The sequence below is a fragment of the Acinetobacter sp. LMB-5 genome, from assembly GCF_001541635.1.
Lineage (GTDB): Bacteria > Pseudomonadota > Gammaproteobacteria > Pseudomonadales > Moraxellaceae > Acinetobacter > Acinetobacter pittii.
The window spans coordinates 88,352-108,134 of record NZ_LRDR01000006.1; the positions used below are offsets into that span (position 1 = coordinate 88,352).

The window sequence follows — 19,783 nt, forward strand, 5'->3', positions numbered from 1 at the left end:
CACCTTAGAGTTCAATCTGCATGCCATCATAGGCAACTTCTACACCATTTGCTTTAAGCTCAGCAAACTGACTAGAGTTTTCATTTAAAATTGGATTGGTATTGTTAATATGAATCAGCACTTTTTTAGGTGTACTCAGCTGGTTTAAATAAGACAGTGACCCACCTTCGCCACTAATATATAAATGCCCCATTTCACGGCCAGTTTTAGTTCCAACCCCTGTTTGTTGCATTTCATCGTCTGTCCAAAGCGTACCATCAATCATGACGCAGTCTGAACCCTGCATAATCTGCATGATTTGATCGTCAATTTTTCCAAGACCCGGCGCATAGAACAACTGTTTTTGTGTCTTATGATCTTTGATAATTAAAGCAATATTATCGCCATCATGTGGGTCATTTCGATGCGGAGAATATGGTGGAGCTGCACTTTTAATAATTAAGGGTAAAAATTCTAAATTTTCGAAATCATTAATTTTAAAAGCTTGTTTAGGGTTAATCTCATGATATTGAAGACCGCCATTCCAGTGTTTGAGCATATTAAAAACTGGAAAGCCGCTAGTTAAATCTTGATGGACCATTTCTGTACACCATACATTCATTGGACAACCTTCACGTAAGGTTAAAAGCCCAGTGGTATGGTCTAACTGACTGTCCATTAAAATAACGCTTGTTATTCCTGTATCACGCAATTTACGCGCTGGTTGCGCTGCTTTAAATTCGAAGAGTTGCTGGCGGATATCAGGTGACGCGTTTAATAAAACCCAGTCTGTTCCATTTTCAGAAACAGCAATCGATGATTGAGTACGGGCTTTGGCTTGGATTGTACCTGTGCGCACACCATGACAATTCGGGCAATTACAATTCCACTGCGGAAACCCGCCTCCGGCAGCTGAACCTAAAACATAAATATACATAAAATTAATATCTTATTAGAAAGAGATAAGCCCTAGAACAAGACTAGGGCTTATGACATATTTGATGAAACTGATTAACGTGCTTCAAAGTACATTGTAACTTCAAAACCAATGCGTAAATCAGTAAAAGCTGGTTTAGTCCATTGCATAAATTATCTCCGGTTCATATTAATCTTATGAAATGAATCACTTGATTAAGATTTATAAGGCAATTAAAAATTTATTCTAAATAAAAAAATTGGGTTTGTAGACCACCCCTAGCTAAGATATTGTTCGATAATTGTGTTTTTTGTCCAAATTTTAATATTTCGAACATATTTGCTTATTGAGTGTTTCATCAAACATTCATACTAAAAGCGTATTTTTTTATCCGTCTTAATTGATCAAATGATAAAAAAATGAAAAATTTAACAATACTTTTTAAAGTAACAACACTTTCTCTGGCTTTAGCATTATTGGCGGGATGTAATGACGATGATGATAATGAGACAGCACCACCTGCCCAAAGAAGCAATCAAACCGTAAATATTTTAGCTTTTAATGACTTTCATGGAAATCTTGAGCCACCTAAGCGTTATGTCGAGGCACCAAATCCAAATGATGCTGCTCAATCTGTTCGTATTCCTGTGGGAGGAGTGAGTTACTTTGCCGATGCAATTAAAAAACTTAAAGCAGAAAATCCAAATAATGCTGTGGTTTCGGCAGGCGATTTAATTAGCGCCTCTCCTCTCACCTCTTCTTTATTTTTAGATGAACCAACCATTGAAGTCATGAATGATATTCAAATTGACTTTAATGCTGTGGGTAACCATGAATTTGATCGGGGTACAGACGAATTACGCCGTTTAAAAAATGGTGGATGTCAGCAATATACCAGCACTGCACCTTGTCAAATTAATAAAAATTTTAGTGGTGCAAAATTTGATTTCCTTGCTGCTAACGTCGCAATGAAAAATGACACCAGTAAAACGATCTTCCCAGCCTATAAAGTCAAAACTTATGGCGGAATTCCAGTCGCATTTATTGGTTTAACTCTTAAAGCGACGCCAAGTATTGTTTCTGCGGCAGGTATTAAAGATGTTGAGTTCCGTGATGAAGCAGATACGGTAAATGCGTTAATTCCTGAATTAAAAAAACAAGGAATTGAAGCGATTGTAGTCGTTGTCCATGAAGGTGCGGCGCCAAGTACGAAGCTCAATCAAAAAACATGTGATGGTTTGAGTGGTCCGATTTTAGGAATTTTGGATAAGCTTAATCCAGCAGTTGATATTGTTGTTTCAGGTCACACACATCAATCTTATATTTGTGACTATTCTACAAAAAACCCGGCAAAACCATTCTTACTTACTTCAGCTGGACAATATGGCACGCTCATTACTGACATCAAGATTGAATTAGATGGTAAAACTGGTGATGTCATTAAAAAAGATGCGAAACAGGTTCCTGTACAAAGTGAAGCATATACATCCGGTACAACCACGGTAAGCCTTACCGATCTCTATCAAAAATTTAGTAAAACCCCAAGCATTGAAGCAATCTTAGATAAATACCGCCAAGCTGTGACCACCATTTCAAGTCGTGTGGTTGGTACATCTACTGCCGTTGTGAGCCGTACTCAAGTCGAAAGTGGTGAAAGTCCGCTAGGTATTATGATTGCCGATGCTCAACAAGCGGCTGCCTTAAAAGCAAGTAATCAAGGCTCAGACTTTACGTTAATGAATCCAGGTGGTGTGCGTGCGGATCTACTCATTAATAGTAGTAACCAGATTACCTTTGGCGATGTTTTTGCAGTTCAACCATTTGGTAACTCTATTGTGACGTTGAGCTTAACTGGCAAACAGATTAGAGATGTGCTTGAACAGCAATGGTCTGGTGCAAATGCAAATTCACCTAGAATTTTACAGCCATCTAAAGAGTTGAGTTACCAATATGCAGCAAATACATCTGTTTCACCACGAGTAAGTAATATTATGATTGCAGGTTCGCCGTTGGTTGACACTAAAGTGTATCGCGTGACGGTAAATAGCTTCTTGGCAGATGGTGGTGACAACTTTACGGTATTAAAAGAAGGCCAAAACCGTGTCGGTGGTGGTCAAGATATTGATGCGCTTGAAAACTATGTTGCTGAAAACTCTAAAGATTCACCTTTAACTATTCCAGCTACGACTCGAATTAAAGTTATCAAGTAACTGATTTAATGACAATAAAGGACAGTATGATGCTGTCCTTTATTTTTATGGCAGTTTAAAAGATTTTTATTCGGTATATAGATTGAGCTCAACACTACTGATATCGACTCCGGTATTTGCAAAAATAATATCAGTAACCTCATGAAGTAATTCTTTAACTTTGTCATGTTCAAAGTTCAAGGCTTCAGAGGTTTTGAGCGAAATGAGGTTACAACTCATCTTGTCTTTTCTAAGCTTATAAATACTTTTGCTTTTTCCTAAAAACACCCTTTTGATGAGTTTACGGTTTTCAAATTCCGACAAGATTCGATAAATCGTTCCTAGCGTTATTTTATGTTCATTTTTAATTTGCGTATAAATACTCACAGCACTTAAGCCTTGTGGATTTTGATTTAAAATTTCAAAAACCTGTATTCTCGATTTTTTTATGGGTAGTCCATTTAATAATGATTTTGAAGTTGCTGTCATGATTAATTAACCTTAATGTTGAAAAAAAATAGAAATTTTTTAAAATTATTTTGTCTATACTTACTTGAAAATTATGGAAATGATTTGATGTATACAGAGCTTATTACCCTATAAATAAGCTTTGATCTGATTATAAGATTCTGAATAATTTAATATTATTCCTACCTCACTATCTACATGTACGCCCTTGGCGAATAAAAGCATTCTTGAGCTGAACCATATTGCGACCCTCTTCGTTAAGTCATTTTTCGAGCTTATTCTATATAATGATTAACACATGATAAATATTATCATTTGTGTTTAGCGGTGTATCATATACATATAAGTTTTAATATTCAATATTAAGTAATTATCAAATACATAATGATAAACATTATACATTACTGATTAAATGATGATGAGTTGCCTTCATTCTCTATTATAAGTATTCATTTCCAGCCATATAAAAAGCAGATCGATGATCTGCTTTTTATATTTTAAATAGAATAAGTTAAATGACTATTATGCTAAGGATAGTGCATCTTGTTCTTGCATCCATGCATGAATCACTTGTTGTGTTGTCATGACTTGAGCGCATCGTGTACTAGCATATTTTAACGCCATATCGTGCTCTTCTCGGCTAAAGTCAGCTAGTGCATCACCACATAAGAATGGCTGTATGTTTAGCATAAATGCTTCCGCAGCACTCATTAAACAACCAATATGTGCATATACACCACAGATAATGAGTTGATCGCGACCAGACTCCCGCATGAGTTGTTCGAGAGGTGAAAATTTAAAAACACTATATCTCCACTTGGTAAGAACCGTATCATTTTTTTGAGGTGAAATTTTTGGCAAAATCTGCGTAAAGCTCGGCTCGTTCTTTAAACCAGGTCCCCAAAAATCAGTTAATAATTGTCGATGTTCAGGTGATTGATTGCCGGGTTGTGCTGTATAAACAACGGGAATATTAGATTGATGAGCGGCGTCAATTAATGCTTTGGTGTTTTTAATGAGTTCTGGAATAGGTTCTTGAGTTAAGTCATAGAAATCTAAAAAGTATTGCTGCATATCATGAACCAATAAAACAGCTCGATTGGTATTCAATAACCAATTTGTTTTGTTGGGAGTAAATTCATGGGCTTGGGGCATACTGTAACTTGCAATCTTTGGAATACTCATTAGTATTTTCCTTTTCTATCTTTCAAAATATTTTTAATTTCAGATGGTTGTTGTGCTGAAGTAATCTTTAGACCCCAAGTGTCGCTCCCCCATCTACCACTATTTCTTGCATCGTAATTTGGGCCGCTCGGTCCGAAAGTAAAAAGCTCACGGTATTGGCAATATCATCTGGTTGCGCGAGTTTTCTTAAGGGAATACCTGTTCGGTACTGGCTCAAATCACCATCAATTACTGCAGGTGGAGGTGCATTATCAGTCCAAAGTTGTTGCTGCATTTGAGTGAGAGTAGATCCTGGTGAAACAATATTCAGCCTGACTTGATAAGGCGCGATTTCAAGTGCCAGATTGCGACAAAAATGACTCAGTGCAGCCTTAGTGGTGGCATACATACCAAGTTGCATACGCGGCATTCGTGCACTATTTGAACTAATAGTGACAATACTGCCCTGCTTTTTTGCACAAAAATGTTTAGCTACTTGTTGGCTGATCGCGATAGGCGCCATGACATTGACCGCAAAAAGTGTTTCCCAATCTTCCGTTTTGGCTTCAAGCATGGAGCGCATAATTAATACGCCTGCTGCATTTACTAACCCCGTAATTTCGTATCTTTCTAAAAGCTCTGAAATTAAAGTTTGTGTTTCTTGTTGATGGGTAATGTCTTGTGAGATGCCTTGCCATTGTGAAGTTTGATCTGGCGTTATTGTTTTGCTGATATCCCATTGTTTAGGATTTTCTTGTCGGTCAATACCAATAACGTGATAGCCCTGATCTAGTAGTTGCTTGGCAATAGCCGCTCCTATCCCTCTTGCAGCACCTGTGACCACGATGGTAGAGCGCATGTGGATACTCCAATTTATATTATAAAGAAATCTATAAATATAATTGCAAATAATTATCATTCTTATCAAGAGCAAATTAAGATAAAAGATTAATTTATGATCTCAGGTAAATGAGCTTTAGCTTAAAATTTTAAATTAAATTGTTGTTTTATATTAGTTTTATTAAATTAGAAGGTCAGAAATATTTTATTGTTAATAATCATTTTCAATAAAGCAGGTTTTGATTTATTCGGCTAAAATCAGGTTTATGGTTTATCAAACCTAGTAACTTTTTAGGGTTCAATCTCCAGCAGGCTAAGAATGAGTTCTCTATAACTCCGACTCTCGTAAGTTTGGAAATGCGTATAAAAAATGAAAAATTATAAAATCCACATAGTTTCGGTCAGTTGTTCAATCTCTTGAATATCATGACTCACATAAATCATTGGAATTTTTATTTCCTCTTTTACTTTCTGAAAAAAAGGAATAATTTCAGCTTTATGATTCGCATCTAATGCTGATAAAGGCTCATCAAGCAGTAACAGCTTAGGTGAATATAACAATGCTCGACCTAGTGCCACGCGCTGCTTTTCCCCACCTGAAAGTTTGATAGGCATACGTTGTAATAAATGCCCTAGCTTTAATAATTCAATAATGTAATCTGCGTCAAAGTGACGTTCTTGTTGGGAAAGATGCTTAAGACCAAATAATAAGTTTTGCTTTACCGTTTTATGCGGAAAAAGCTGAGCATCTTGAAAAACCAACCCAACATGCCGCTTTTGGGTACTCAAGTTAATTTTTTGATCTGAATCAAACCATGTTTGGTCCTGTATTTTAATGAGCCCACTACGCGGAGTGTTCAGGCCAGCAATGGCATGTAAAATCGATGTTTTACCTGAACCCGATGCACCGAATAAGCCAATAACAGAAGCATCTGACTGGAAACTAGGTTCAATATGAAATTGACCCATTTGTAGCTGGAAACGGCAATCAATCAACATAATTTTACCGCCCTAAACGCTTCTTTTGATAACGATGAAACCACTGCGCAAACCATAGCGCTAAAAAAGCCACGCTTAACGATAAAACAATAAGCCGTTGAATAGCGGCCTCTGTATCTGGTTGTTGCATTAAGCTATACATAGCTAAAGGCAAAGTCCGTGTTTCATTTGAAATATTACCCACGAAGGTAATGGTCGCACCAAACTCACCTAAACTACGGCAAAAACATAAAATAGCACCAACTAAAATGCCACTGCTGGCAAGAGGTAAAGTGACATGAAAAAATGCCCCTAAAGATGAAGCTCCTAATGTCTTTGCTGCCATTTCTAAACGCTGATCGACCAATTCAATTGCTAGTCGAATAGATTGCACCAAAAGCGGAAAACCCATCACTGCCGAAGCAAGAACGGCGCCTTTCCAGTTAAATGCAAAATCAATTCCGAGCGGTGCCAAATATTGTCCAATAATGCCGCGACTGCCAAAAACTTGTAAAAGTAAATAACCAGGAACCACTGGCGGTAACACTAAAGGTAAAAACATCAATGTTTCAATAAACGACTTACCCCAGAACTCTTTACGTGCCAGAAACCATCCCACACAAATTGCAGGAATAATACTGACCACAAGACAACTTGCTGCCACCTTACAAGAAAGTTGCAGAACGCTGAGCTCTTCTGGGGTTAAAGAAAGCATCATGGTTTAACTGAAGCCAACACACTAAAGCCATATTTTTTAAAGACTGCTTTGGCTTGATTGCTTTGTAGAAATTGATAGAACTTTGCTGAATTCGGACTTTTTTTAATCATCCCTACTGGATAAATAATTGGCGAATGTGTATTTTCTGGAAATACACTAACTACTTTTACGTCTTTACTAATCGCTGCATCAGTTGCATAGACAATCCCTACCTGACATTCACCACGCACAACAAAATTTAATGCAGCTCGAACATCTTCTGTTTCAACTAACTTTGGCTCAATACGGCTCCACCAGCCTAAATTGGTAAAAGCTTGTTTAGCATATTTGCCTACAGGCACACTTTTGGTATCACCTGTACAAATCTTGCCTTTAAACAGTTTATTTGGATCGGTGGTTTTATCTAGTTTTACATTTAGTGACTGCCCTTTAGGGGTAATTAGCACCAAACGATTGCCTAGTAAATTTATGCGGTCATTTGCGGCAACTCGTTTTTTGTTTTGCAGATAATCCATCCACTGGGTATCTGCTGAAATAAAAATATCTGCGGGTGCCCCAGCTTCAATTTGTTTCGCTAAGGTTGATGAACCCGCATATGAAGTTTTAACTTCTACTTTATTCTGTTTTTCGTAAATTTTTTCTAAATCGTTAATTGCATTCGTTAAGCTCGCTGCTGCATAAACAGTAACTGATTCAGCCTTGGCTGAGATATTAAAGACAAATCCTATGCTGAGGACTGAACAGGCTAAAGCCAATTTTTTTATCTTCGTATCACTTACCATTATTTTTACCTTTTTATCGTTTTACAGCGATATATATCTAAGAATATAGCGCTACACGAAGATTATGAAAAGCATAATTCGTTAAATATAGATGACTGGAATGCAGCAGCGCTTTTTAGCATGTACTTTGGATTAAGCAAAAGCTATACCAAATTAAAAGATTTCATCCCTAAGCAATCTTTTATCTTAACCTTTTAAATAGCTACTCATGATTTGATAATCACGCTCTAAAGCTTGTCGGGCATTGATTTCCATTTGGCGGTAATGCTCTAAGACTTTCTGGCCCAAAGCTGTAACGGCTGCCCCACCACCATGTGTTCCGCCCGTTTGAGTTTCCACTAAAGCTGTTTCAAAGCACTGGTTCATCGTATCGACCAATTGCCATGCACGGCGGTAGCTCATATTCATAGATTTTGCGGCTTGTGAGATCGAACCAGTTTTCTCAATCGCTTCAAGTAAGTCTGCCTTACCCGGACCAAATGCAATATTCTGCTCTAAAAGAATTCTAATTTGTAATTTTAAGTTTTGTTCTTTCATAGACTTAGTTCACAAAATTTCATTTTATGCTCCTTAACATTATAAGGAACTTTGATAGGTTAAAACACATAGAATTTTTAAATCTATACTCTTTCCTAAAAAGAGTTCGATCAAAAAATCAAAACTGCACAAAGTGGATAAAGATCTGGAAAAAACGGATAGAGGCAAAGGCTTAATCGCGGTTCAATCAGTTAAAAGCTGATTGATTGGAGGATTGAGCAATGACCTCATCTAATTTAAAACAATGGAATGATTTTATAGATGGATGTATCGACTTCCGTCCTAATGATGGCGTGTTTCGTATTGCACGCAATATGTTTACTGAGCCTGAACTATTTGACTTGGAAATGGAACTTATTTTTGAAAAGGTTTGGATTTATGCATGTCACGAAAGTGAGATTCCAAACAATCATGATTTCCTAACCGTTCAAATTGGCCGTCAGCCGATTATTGTGAGCCGTGATGGTAAAGGCGAACTACATGCCATGGTCAATGCTTGTGAACACCGCGGTGCGACCTTAACACGTGTTGCAAAAGGCAACCAATCTACATTTACTTGTCCGTTCCATGCTTGGTGCTATAAGTCAGATGGCCGTTTAGTTAAAGTAAAAGCACCTGGTGAATATTGTGAAGATTTTGATAAATCAAGCCGAGGCTTAAAACAAGGCCGTATTGCCAGCTACCGTGGTTTCGTATTTGTAAGTCTTGATACTAAAGCAACAGATTCACTAGAAGACTTTTTGGGCGATGCAAAACTGTTCCTTGATTTAATGGTTAATCAGTCGCCAACAGGTGAACTCGAAGTATTACAAGGCAAGTCATCTTATACCTTTGCAGGTAACTGGAAGCTACAAAATGAAAATGGTCTAGATGGCTACCATGTCAGCACTGTTCACTATAACTATGTCTCTACAGTTCAACACCGCCAGCAAGTCAATGCATCAAAAGGTGCTGAACTCGACACACTTGACTATAGCAAGTTGGGTGCGGGTGACTCAGAAACTGACGATGGCTGGTTTAGTTTTAAGAATGGCCACAGTGTTTTATTCAGTGACATGCCAAATCCGACAGTTCGTCCGGGCTACAGCACAGTTATGCCGTATATGGTCGAAAAATATGGCGAAAAATATGCTGAATGGGCAATGCATCGTTTAAGAAACTTAAACTTGTACCCTAGCCTATTTTTTATGGATCAAATTAGCTCTCAGCTTCGTATTGTTCGCCCTGTGGCATGGAATAAAACTGAAGTCATCAGCCAATGTATTGGCGTTAAAGGTGAATCTGCAGAAGCACGCCGTAACCGTATTCGCCAGTTTGAAGATTTCTTTAACGTATCAGGTCTTGGTACACCCGACGATTTAGTTGAATTCCGTGAACAGCAAAAAGGTTTTCAGGCACGACTTGAACGTTGGAGCGATATTTCTCGTGGCTGTCAGTCTTGGGAATATGGTGCAACCAAAAACTCACAAGATTTAGGCATCCAACCCGTCATTACTGGCCGTGAGTTTACCCATGAAGGACTCTATGTAAACCAGCATGGGCACTGGCAACGTCTAATGCTCGACGGATTAAACAAGAAAGCATTAAAAATGCAGGATATTACTTTTGAAAACAATGCCCTAATGGATGAGGTGTAACCATGTCACAAGAACTACATTTTGCTGTATCTCAGTTTTTGTACAAAAAAGCAGAACTTTGTGATGCTTATGACTGGGATGCCTACCTAGAACTTTACGATGAAGATAGTGAATATCATATTCCACAGTGGATTGATGACCATAACTATGTTCAAGATCCAAATCAGGGTTTGTCTTATATCTATTATGCAGACCGTACAGGACTTGAAGACCGTGTATTCCGTATTCGTACCGGAAAAGCAGCATCTGCAACTCCGTTACCACGTACTTTGCACAGCATAAACAACATCCGAGTTAAAACACTGGATGATGGATTAATTGAAGCAAAAGTTGCATGGCAAACGCTTTATAACCGTCAAGGTTTAGAAGGCTGTTTTTACGGACACGCTACTTATCTTTTACGCCAAACAGCAGATAGTTTCCGTATTCGTCGTCAGCACAGCATTTTGCTGAATGACAAAATTGATTCCGTTTTAGACTTCTATCACGTTTAAGGGGAATGAAAATGGGACATTCAGTTGCACTTAACTTTGCCGATGGCAAAACCTTTTTCATTTCGGTAAATAACGACGAATTATTGCTTGATGCAGCAGTTCGCCAAGGAATTAACCTGCCGTTAGACTGCCGCGAAGGTGTTTGTGGTACCTGTCAGGGTCAGTGTGAAACTGGTATTTATGAACAAGAATATGTTGATGAAGATGCATTAAGTGAACGTGATTTGGCTGAGCGTAAAATGTTAGCTTGCCAGACTCGTGTGAAATCTGATGCAGCTTTTTATTTCGATCATGATTCTGCTATTTGCAATGCTGGTGATACTTTAAAAATTGAAACCCAAGTGACTGCGGTTGAGCTGGTTTCTGAAACGACAGCAATCTTATATCTTGATGCAAGCAGTCATACTGAACAACTTCAGTTTTTACCGGGTCAATATGCTCGTTTGCAAATTCCAGATACTGAAGATTGGCGTTCTTATTCTTTTGCAAATAGACCAAATGCAACCAATCAATTGCAATTTTTAATTCGTCTCTTGCCAGACGGTGTGATGAGTAATTACTTGCGTGATCGTTGTCAGGTCGGACAAACCCTACTCATTGAAGCGCCGCTTGGTAGTTTCTATTTACGTGAAGTACAGCGACCACTGGTTTTTGTAGCTGGTGGAACAGGATTATCAGCTTTCTTGGGAATGCTTGATAACTTGGTCGAGCAACCGAACTCACCTTCAGTTCAGTTGTATTACGGCGTAAATAATGAAACTGACTTGTGTGAACAACAGCGTTTACATGCCTATGCGGAACAACTACCAAACTTTAGTTATCACCCGATTGTGACTAAAGCAACCGAAACTTGGCAAGGCAAAGCAGGCTATATTCATGAGCACTTAAATAAAGATCAACTGGCTGAACAAGCTTTTGATATGTATTTATGTGGCCCACCACCAATGATTGAAGCCGTTAAAAATTGGTTAGATGAGCAAGCTCTGCAAAATTATCGTATTTACAGCGAGAAGTTTTTACAAAGCAATACCTCACGTTAAAAGTATAAATAGCTTAAAAACTACTAAACCTGAAATGATTCAATATACTCTGCAAGGGGTATATTGAATTTTTGCATTTAAATTAAAAGCTTTTATATATCAATAATATAAAATAATTAATTCCGACAAAATAAATTGACCAGCTCACTCGGATTTGCTATAAATTTTGATAGATCTTAAGGAATAAGGTCATGATGAGATTAACTTATAGCACCTTTTATATCCCCTTATTCTATTTCTCGAATGTATTAAATTGAAGGATAAAATCCGACTTAAAAATTTGAGAAAATCACATTAATTAACGGATAAATTGGTCTGTATTTTGCTTATATCTCATTGTAATTTGCGAGTAACTTAATTTTTTAAGTGCCGTATTTACTTGCTGTGCATCGAATTTTTAAAGCTTTTATAACGCAAGTAAATACAGGAGTGAGCCAAAAGGGATAAATATGAACCAAGCCAACTCCCCCGAACTCAGTGGACGTCATTTTCAAAATGAGTCTATCTTTACTGATCATAATTTGGTGTTTGATCACCAAGATTTAAGTGAAACCTGCCGAAATGTGGGGCAAATTTTTAAACCGCATGATCTTAAAATCTCTCATCAGAAGCGAGATTTCAGTGCAACCATGCACCATGTTAAAACAGGCGCATTGTCTATTAGTCGCTTGGAATATGGCGCGGATGTCATTATTGAACCAGATCATCTGGATAACTTTTACTTAATTCAAATTCCAACTCAAGGCTACGCAGAAATCGAGTTTGGTTCACAAAAGTTTATTTCTTATTCTCAAGTTGCATCTCTTATTTCACCTCAGCAATCTTTACGTATGCGCTGGCATGCGAACTCACCGCAGCTCATTCTAAAAGTGTCAAAGAATGATTTTACTTACCATTGCCGTCAGCACATTGCCGATTCAGAAAACAACTTACTCGTTTTTGATCCAAAATTAGACTTTTCTACACAAAGTGGAGCCTACTTTTTACAGCTCGTTAGAACATTAATGGATGCTTTAGCATGTGAGCAACATCCACTCCATCATCCTTTAGCCTTTAAACAATTTGAGTCAAATTTGTTTAATGCACTTATTTATGGTCAACCCAATAATGCGTTGCATAAAATAGACCAGCATAAAGAAAAAACAGTCTCTCCTTATTTCGTAAAGCGCACAGAAGCCTATATTAAAGAACATTTACATGAGCCGCTTAATGTCGAAATTTTGGCTGAACATGCAGGCGTGAGTGTGAGAACGCTATTTACCGGTTTTAAAAATTATTTGGGGACAACCCCAATGTCTTATTTAAAAGAGTTACGCTTTGAGCAAGCCCATTTAGAGCTGATGCACAATGAAAATCTATCTGTCACTGACGTTGCATTTAAATGGGGATTTACTCACTTAGGCCGTTTTTCACAAGAGTACAAACGCCGTTATGGCGAGTTACCTTCTTCTACTCGCCGCTCTGGTCATAGTGAAGGCTTAATTACTTCAATTTTTTCTTAAGCTTAAAATAGACAAAAGCCTTTTATATTGATTGATATAAAAGGCTTTTCTTATAATTTAAAAATGATGGACATAACGAACTTGTAGTCGTGTTCCCTCTGGACGGTTTTCAGCATCTTGCTCAAAATATGCATTTGCAACCAAGTGATCATTTTTAGAAAAACTATACATCGCACCCGGACCAATCGCCCAGACTTGCTCACGTCTACCTTTGACTTTTTCACCATCGACTTCGGTATCAGTGACTTGTTTTAGCCAATAGCCATTGAGTCCTAAGCGAAACTGTTCAGTAATGGCATAGTCCGTTGCAAAGTTTGCATGAATTGCTTGCCCTGCCTGCATATCATTTGCTCCAACAAAAGCATAGCTTGGGTCATTATTCTTAAAGTTATAGAGATAATGGATACGTGTGGATGCAGTCCATTTAGGATTAAACCAATACGTTGCAGCCCAATAAGGGTCAAATGAAACAGCGTTATTACTGGGGTTAATATCTTTTTGCCGATCGTATTCGCCAGTAGGTAAATTCACCTGAAACTCAAAACGATGTACAAACTTCGGCCCTTGCGCGCCCATGACTGGATCGAACTGAATAAAAGGTCCGATCATAATGTCTCCAAAGCCGCTTTGGGCTTTAATAGCAGCATTATTCAAGCCATCATCCATGTCCATTTTACTGACAAAAGGAATTAAAAAATTCATGCCTAGACTGGCTTTATCTTTTACTCGGACATTCGATAAATAACTAATCTGTTCAACCAGTACCTGATAATTTAAATCTGTTTTAGGTAAACCTAATTTTTGTCCATTGGCATCGACCAGTTTATTACTATCGTAATTTTGAAAGTAAGTTTGAGCATACCAGCCAGGCCCTGCGGGTAAACCGCCATCGAGAAAGCTGGTCATACCTAAATTTACGGTCGGTAAATCATAGGCATGAGAAACTAATGGCAAACCCAACAATGTCCCAGCTAAAAAGCCATGTTTAATTAAAGTGCTTTTCATCTTCTTATTTCCTATAAAAAAATCACGACCGGATTGATCGTGATTGTGGTGAATTAATGTGTTAATTCTGGATGCTCAGCGGCAATCCAATACTTTCCTGCGTGGAATACCAATGGTTCACCTTGGCGTTGTTGGTATTGTTCAATCTGACCAATAAAAATCAGGTGATCTCCACCCTCATACTGATTTACATTACGGCAAACCAAGGTTGCGAGTGCATCGGATAAAATTGGAACGCCTGCATCGCATTGTTGATGGGCAATACCTGCAAATTTATCTTCAGCACCCCGAGCAAAATGTCCAGAAAGTTGATGATGCTCCTGTGCCAACATGTGAATGGCAAAATATTCAGCTTCTACAAAATCAGGCAAACTTGGCGCCGTCTTTGAAAGACTCCACAAAATTAATGGCGGATCTAAAGACAGTGATGAAAATGAATTGGCTGTCATTCCTATTTTCCGACCATCTTTACCACAAGTTGTAATCACGGTAACGCCAGTTGCAAACTGTCCAAGTAAATTACGGATTTCTCTTGGGTTTTCAGCATTAATCGCTTGTAAAGCTAAAGTTTCAATTGTGTCCATTTTTCATATCTCCCTTTGACTATGACCTAGGCTACTTTTGCTGCAGTTTTTGAAGCCAAGAATGCTTGAGCTTGATCTGCATCAAACCACCAAGGAGCAAAAGCGCGCGGGTCATCAAAGTTATTGGCCATAATTGAAGCAATGCTCTGGTTTTGGCTTGCAGCTGCTAATAGATCAACAACATGAGGCTCTGGTGGTAACAACAAGCTATTGGTCCAAGCCACGACTTTTTCTGCATAAGCCCAATAGCGTTCAAAAGTTTGAACCATCCATTGTTCGCTAAAGCTTTGATTATCATTGGCTAAAATGGCATCGAAATAGATCTTGCTACACTTAGCCGCATTGTTTGAGCCTTGACCGGTAATCGGATCATTGACCACTAAGGCATCTGCCATGCCAAAAATCTTCTTGCCAGACGCTAAGGTTAAAACGGGTTTGCGTACGGTCGGCGGGAAACGCCCTGCTAAATATCCACCAGCATCGGTCAATTCAACATTTGTGCAACGTTCATATTCCCAAGGCACAAATTTCTTGAGTAAATTCAAACTGCATTGCAGATGCTGTTCGGGTGTTTTGACATCTTGCCAGCAGTCCATTGGACCGTTTGGAATACCTTCAAACACCATGATGTCGCAAGGACCATTAACGGTAAGTGCTGGAAATGAAAAGTATTCGCCGACTTCAGGAATAATGTTAAAAGTCACACGTGAATAAGGTGAAATTGGCTTCATGTTTTTGACGTAGGTCAAAGCCAAAGCGCGTTGAGGCTTATCAAAAATACTTCGTACATCATCACGCTCAAACTGTTTAACGACTTCACCTTTACCAGCCGCGAGTAATACAAGCTCGTAGTCGTTTGCGAGTTGTTCTAACTCTTCTATACCCACATCTTGAATCACTAATCGACCGCCGCGGCGTTCAAATTCTTCCATCCAATATGGCATTTTGACGCGTTGATCGACCGATTGAGCGTAACGCTCAAGACGAGCACTCCATTCAAATGCTTTACCACCATTTTCAGGATTGACTAAAGCTAGCCCAATACCTTCTACCGCTGGACATTGTTCTTCCCAAAAATTTAGTCCCAAGTCACGTTCAGTTTGTAAAGCGGTATGAAACATACACTGGCTTGACATGACTTTACCTTGGCGGATTTCATCGGCAGTTCGGTTGGTGATCATTGTCACGTCATAGCCTGTATCTAATAAGCCTAAACCAAGCTGTAAACCAGACTGTCCTGCTCCAACAATTGCAATACGGCGCATAATATTCTCCATAATTTTCTAAATGTGTTTTTAAAATGATGTGCTATTCGGCTAAACGTGGAATAGCGGCCTGTGATCCTTCAGGGCCCATCACTGAATAGCCACCATCGACCGCATAATCTGCTCCGGTAACAAAGCTCGCAGCAGGTGACAATAAAAACAAAACAACATTGGCAACTTCTTCGGGATGACCCAATCGGCCTAGTAAGTGATAATCGGCTGCCACGCTATCGGCTTTTTCACGGTTATTACCGCTGACTTCTGCAATGACACGAGACCATGTCCAACCTGGTGAAACTGAGTTGACGCGAATACCATCGCCAGCAAAATCCATTGCCATGCTTTGTGTGAGTTGACGTATCGCGGCTTTAGAAACCGGATATAGCCAGCGCCCTGTTTGTGCCACTTTGGCCGAAATGGAAGTAAAATTAACGATTGAACCTTGCTGCTTTTTTAGGTCATGGTATAAAGCACGGCTCAGCTCAACTGTAGAGACCAAATTAATATCGAGTGCTTGTAACCAGTCCTGACGTGAAGATTTAAAACCATCATCTAAGTAGGTACATGCCAAATTCACCAAGTAACTCACGTCACCTAAATGTTGGTGAATATCTGCCACAGCTTGTTGAATAGCCACATCACTGGTTAAATCGGTTTGAATAAACATCACATCATGGTTAAAGCTTTCTGCAATCGCCTTGCCTTTGGCATCAATATCTAAAATAGCAACATGAGCACCCGCACTCACCAAAGCTTGCACAACAGCTTTACCAATGAGTGTTGCACCACCACTCACCACAGCGACTTTTCCTTTTAAATCTATATGCATTGCAATACTCCTTAATTGACTGGCTTGCCTTCACTACTTGACCAAGATGGCATCAAAGTATTGGAAGGAAGATCTTCATCAAGAAGTTTTCGTGCTGTCTCGACACCTGTAACTGGCAAGCCTGTTGGGTCTAATAAACCAATTTGAACGAGCACCGATGCTTGGTCCCAGTAAATATGCTCATGGCACAACTTTGACCCTCTAAACTGAATTACACCTAACATTGGAATTTCGACGTATTTACCAGTCGGTTTTACACCAGGTAATAACCAGTCAATTTCAGCGTCGTGGGTAAAGCTCATAATGAACTCGTCTACCACTTGCGTTGAGCCAACCGTACGAGAGATCGAAGTGATCTTCATATCTTTCGGGTTTTGATGAACAAAGTGATATTGATAAAAACGAGCAAGCTGGCTTTGACCCACACCACCAGTTAAAGTTGGAATATGGTTGACATAAGGTTCTGCGACCATCGTTGCCAAGGTTGCTGGGACATCACGCGTATCGAACTCATGCCGAATATGCTCTTCCCATAGTGCAACTAGGTCATATTTCGGCCCAATCGTTTCATGCAGAGCTGTTACTGTACGCTCGTGGGCAAAGCGCGCTGAAGGTTTGTGATAATGATTGCTTTTTGGGCGTGCAAAAGCATGATCAACACTTTCATAAACATACGCTTGCACATTTGAATATTGGTTGGCTGCATTGACAATCGCTTGCCTCGCATCTGGCGGTGTAAATTGGTCCAGTTCTGCAATATGTAAAACCAAACGCCCCTTTACGTTGGCTAACTCATCTAAGGCTTTTTCAATGCCTACGCCGTAATAACCTACGGCACATGCCACTTCAGAAAGTCGACAGCCTGCAAGATATGCAAGCTTTCCTCCTAAACAATAGCCCACTACGCCGAGACCTGTAGAGGTATCACATTCTGGTCGTGTCTTTAAAAAAGCTAAGCTGTCTTGAATATCTTCAACACCGAGGTTTTCATCATATTGCTGATAAAGTTCAAAAGCATTTTGAAAGTCATCTGGTGTATAACCCAGTTCTATATTAGGTGCTACACGCCAAAATAGATCAGGAACTAAAACGGTATAGCCTTCTTCTGCAAGAAATTCTGCTTTTTCTCGCATGGCTGCATTCACCCCAAAGATTTCCTGACAAAGGACCACCCCAGGTCCTTTTCCTGTTTCTGGTGTCGCTAGATATGCACTGAACTGCTTTCCAGATGCAGTTTTAATTTGAATGGTTTGACCAGCCATAGTGTCAACTCCTGACATTGTTATGGCTTTATCTTCTATCTGAATTTTTTTTTAGACTGTCCAAAAGCTGCAAGCACTATCCAATCTCTGCGCAATTATCAAAATCAATCAAACTGGATAAAAAATTAAAAACAAAGAAACACCTATATTTCAAAACTTTAAATTAAAAATGGAAATGAATGCTTTTTATCTAATTTGGAAAAAATGGATGAAGATTAGGACTTATTGGATAGTGACGATTGGCTAAAAATAGTTCAATCAAGTCATGTAATTCGTTTGATTACATAAAAAAAGCCCAGTCATTTTCTAAATTAAGGCGTTTATTTATGCATCGACCATGGCCAATTTATGGACAACAAAAAACGTTAATGCTCATCAATATTTTATGTTGTAGTGCATTTTCTACTCAGGTTTATTCAGCGGATGAAGAATGGAAATATACATTAAAAAATGCATATATAGACAGAAACTATGACAATCCGGATGTAAAAGATACAGGTAGCTGGTCGCAATCAGTTTCTCTATTTTACAACTCAAATATGCATGATACGCCGTTAGAAATTGGTGGAACCCCGGTTCAAATTGGCGCAAATGCTTCAGCACAATATGCAGTTCGTTTAAGCCAAGATAAACATGTTGCAGATACGGTATTACCTTTTGATAAAGCGACGCAGTCCCAAGCACCTGATTATCTAAAATATGGCGCAACCTTAAAGTTAGGCTATAACAAGACACTACTCAGCATTGGTGAATTATGGCTGGATTTACCCGTAACCACTGTAGATGCAAGCCGACAACTTCTAACGTCTTATTGGGGAACTAATCTTAAAAGTCAGCTAAACGATAAGCTTTTTGCAGAAATTGGCCGTATTGAAAAAGTATCACCGCGAAATGAAGAAGACTTTCATCGATTTTCTTTTACTTCAAAAGGTGTGACTGGTTACTCCGACGGCCTTAACTATATAGATCTTCGCTATCAATTTACGCCTACGCTGAAGGGTGAATATTACTTTGGAAATATGGAGGATTTATATAACAAACATTATGTGGGAATGGACCACATATGGAAAAACGCTAATTTTTCAGTTAATTCAAAATTCAAATATTTCAATGCTAAAGATAATGGAAATCTATTTGACATTGATGCACAAAACGTAGGGTTATTAGAAACGCTTAAAGTAAAAAATCACAGCTTTGGTGTGGGTTATCAGCAAATTATTGGTGAGTCTGCTTACCCATTACCAGATGGTTTCTTGCCTGAAACTTATTTCATTAACTGGAACACGACTGGTTTCTTCAAACAAGATGAAAAATCTTATCACTTCATCTATGGCTATGACTTTAAAGATTATGTGCCTGGTTTAAATACTACTTTCAAATATGTATATGGCGATCACTTTAAGACAGCAGATGGCTTAAAAAATAAAGAAAGTGAAGCAAACATTATTGTCAATTATGCCCTTCAACAGCCACTCCTCAAAGGTTTAGCTCTTCAATACATCTTCATCAATTACGACATTAAACATGGAAACGATTTCTCTGAAAACCGTTTCTTCGTCAATTACAGCAAAAAATTTTAATGAATAAGGAATAC

Annotated in this window: 20 protein-coding genes; 6 read left to right on the forward strand and 14 right to left on the reverse strand. The window is 38.6% G+C overall.

Annotation, left to right across the window (positions count from 1 at the left end):
- Positions 1-4 precede the first annotated feature (4 nt).
- Together pqqB and pqqA are read right to left on the reverse strand one after the other, a co-directional pair.
- The gene (gene pqqB / locus AW165_RS09320; protein WP_060465642.1) at positions 5-916 is read right to left on the reverse strand and encodes a pyrroloquinoline quinone biosynthesis protein PqqB; all 912 of its coding nucleotides are present in this window, start codon (positions 914-916) and stop codon (positions 5-7) included.
- Positions 917-990: 74 nt separating this feature from the next.
- Positions 991-1,065, reverse strand: a complete 75-nt coding sequence (gene pqqA / locus AW165_RS19175; protein ID WP_001982218.1) for a pyrroloquinoline quinone precursor peptide PqqA — start codon at positions 1,063-1,065, stop codon at positions 991-993.
- A gap of 249 nt (positions 1,066-1,314) precedes the next feature.
- Here pqqA and AW165_RS09325 point away from each other — a divergent pair, with 249 nt between their 5' ends.
- Positions 1,315-3,105, forward strand: coding sequence for a bifunctional metallophosphatase/5'-nucleotidase (locus AW165_RS09325; RefSeq protein ID WP_060465643.1), 1,791 nt, complete (start codon positions 1,315-1,317; stop codon positions 3,103-3,105).
- 66 nt (positions 3,106-3,171) lie between these two features.
- Here AW165_RS09325 and AW165_RS09330 read toward each other — a convergent pair whose 3' ends face one another.
- The 7 genes from AW165_RS09330 to AW165_RS09360 form a co-directional block, all read right to left on the reverse strand.
- Positions 3,172-3,573, reverse strand: a complete 402-nt coding sequence (locus tag AW165_RS09330; RefSeq protein ID WP_005069251.1) for a transcriptional repressor — start codon at positions 3,571-3,573, stop codon at positions 3,172-3,174.
- A 501-nt stretch (positions 3,574-4,074) separates the two neighbouring features.
- A complete protein-coding gene (locus AW165_RS09335; protein WP_017481154.1) occupies positions 4,075-4,737 on the reverse strand; it encodes an isochorismatase family protein in 663 nt (220 codons plus the stop codon).
- A gap of 67 nt (positions 4,738-4,804) precedes the next feature.
- The gene (locus AW165_RS09340) at positions 4,805-5,575 is read right to left on the reverse strand and encodes an SDR family oxidoreductase (protein WP_060465644.1); all 771 of its coding nucleotides are present in this window, start codon (positions 5,573-5,575) and stop codon (positions 4,805-4,807) included.
- Positions 5,576-5,934: 359 nt separating this feature from the next.
- Positions 5,935-6,555 (reverse strand): ATP-binding cassette domain-containing protein, encoded by a 621-nt coding sequence (locus tag AW165_RS09345; RefSeq protein ID WP_060465645.1) that lies wholly within the window; start codon positions 6,553-6,555, stop codon positions 5,935-5,937.
- A gap of 4 nt (positions 6,556-6,559) precedes the next feature.
- Positions 6,560-7,252 (reverse strand): molybdate ABC transporter permease subunit, encoded by a 693-nt coding sequence (modB, locus tag AW165_RS09350; protein ID WP_025468404.1) that lies wholly within the window; start codon positions 7,250-7,252, stop codon positions 6,560-6,562.
- Entirely contained in the window at positions 7,249-8,034 is a 786-nt protein-coding gene (modA, locus tag AW165_RS09355; protein ID WP_060465646.1) for a molybdate ABC transporter substrate-binding protein, read from the reverse strand. The genes modB and modA overlap by 4 nt, the downstream gene beginning before the upstream one ends.
- Before the next feature lie 186 nt (positions 8,035-8,220).
- Positions 8,221-8,571, reverse strand: a complete 351-nt coding sequence (locus tag AW165_RS09360; protein WP_060465647.1) for a winged helix-turn-helix domain-containing protein — start codon at positions 8,569-8,571, stop codon at positions 8,221-8,223.
- Positions 8,572-8,792: 221 nt separating this feature from the next.
- On the opposite strand from AW165_RS09360, the gene antA reads away from it, so the two are divergent.
- The 4 genes from antA (at position 8,793) to AW165_RS09380 (ending at position 13,244) form a co-directional block, all read left to right on the forward strand.
- Positions 8,793-10,208, forward strand: coding sequence for an anthranilate 1,2-dioxygenase large subunit (antA, locus tag AW165_RS09365; protein ID WP_060465648.1), 1,416 nt, complete (start codon positions 8,793-8,795; stop codon positions 10,206-10,208).
- Positions 10,209-10,210: 2 nt separating this feature from the next.
- Positions 10,211-10,702 (forward strand): anthranilate 1,2-dioxygenase small subunit, encoded by a 492-nt coding sequence (gene antB / locus AW165_RS09370; RefSeq protein ID WP_000076811.1) that lies wholly within the window; start codon positions 10,211-10,213, stop codon positions 10,700-10,702.
- Between the two features lie 5 nt (positions 10,703-10,707).
- Positions 10,708-11,742, forward strand: coding sequence for an anthranilate 1,2-dioxygenase electron transfer component AntC (antC, locus tag AW165_RS09375; RefSeq protein ID WP_081410597.1), 1,035 nt, complete (start codon positions 10,708-10,710; stop codon positions 11,740-11,742).
- Positions 11,743-12,191: 449 nt separating this feature from the next.
- The gene (locus AW165_RS09380) at positions 12,192-13,244 is read left to right on the forward strand and encodes an AraC family transcriptional regulator (protein WP_060465650.1); all 1,053 of its coding nucleotides are present in this window, start codon (positions 12,192-12,194) and stop codon (positions 13,242-13,244) included.
- Positions 13,245-13,301: 57 nt separating this feature from the next.
- Here AW165_RS09380 and AW165_RS09385 read toward each other — a convergent pair whose 3' ends face one another.
- The 5 genes from AW165_RS09385 to AW165_RS09405 are packed head-to-tail and all read right to left on the reverse strand — an operon-like array spanning position 13,302 to position 18,189.
- Positions 13,302-14,249: a SphA family protein gene (locus AW165_RS09385; RefSeq protein WP_060465651.1), complete on the reverse strand. Its 948-nt coding sequence runs from the start codon at positions 14,247-14,249 to the stop codon at positions 13,302-13,304.
- A 53-nt stretch (positions 14,250-14,302) separates the two neighbouring features.
- Positions 14,303-14,833 carry a flavin reductase family protein gene (locus tag AW165_RS09390; protein ID WP_060465652.1) on the reverse strand — a complete coding sequence of 177 codons (531 nt, stop codon included), beginning with the start codon at positions 14,831-14,833 and terminating at the stop codon, positions 14,303-14,305.
- A 26-nt stretch (positions 14,834-14,859) separates the two neighbouring features.
- Positions 14,860-16,098, reverse strand: a complete 1,239-nt coding sequence (locus tag AW165_RS09395) for a styrene monooxygenase/indole monooxygenase family protein (protein WP_060465653.1) — start codon at positions 16,096-16,098, stop codon at positions 14,860-14,862.
- 43 nt (positions 16,099-16,141) lie between these two features.
- Positions 16,142-16,927, reverse strand: coding sequence for an SDR family oxidoreductase (locus AW165_RS09400; protein ID WP_060465654.1), 786 nt, complete (start codon positions 16,925-16,927; stop codon positions 16,142-16,144).
- Positions 16,928-16,938: 11 nt separating this feature from the next.
- Positions 16,939-18,189, reverse strand: coding sequence for a dienelactone hydrolase family protein (locus AW165_RS09405; protein ID WP_060465655.1), 1,251 nt, complete (start codon positions 18,187-18,189; stop codon positions 16,939-16,941).
- 368 nt (positions 18,190-18,557) lie between these two features.
- On the opposite strand from AW165_RS09405, the gene AW165_RS09410 reads away from it, so the two are divergent.
- Positions 18,558-19,769, forward strand: a complete 1,212-nt coding sequence (locus AW165_RS09410) for an OprD family outer membrane porin (RefSeq protein ID WP_416202407.1) — start codon at positions 18,558-18,560, stop codon at positions 19,767-19,769.
- The last annotated feature ends 14 nt before the right edge of the window (positions 19,770-19,783 follow it).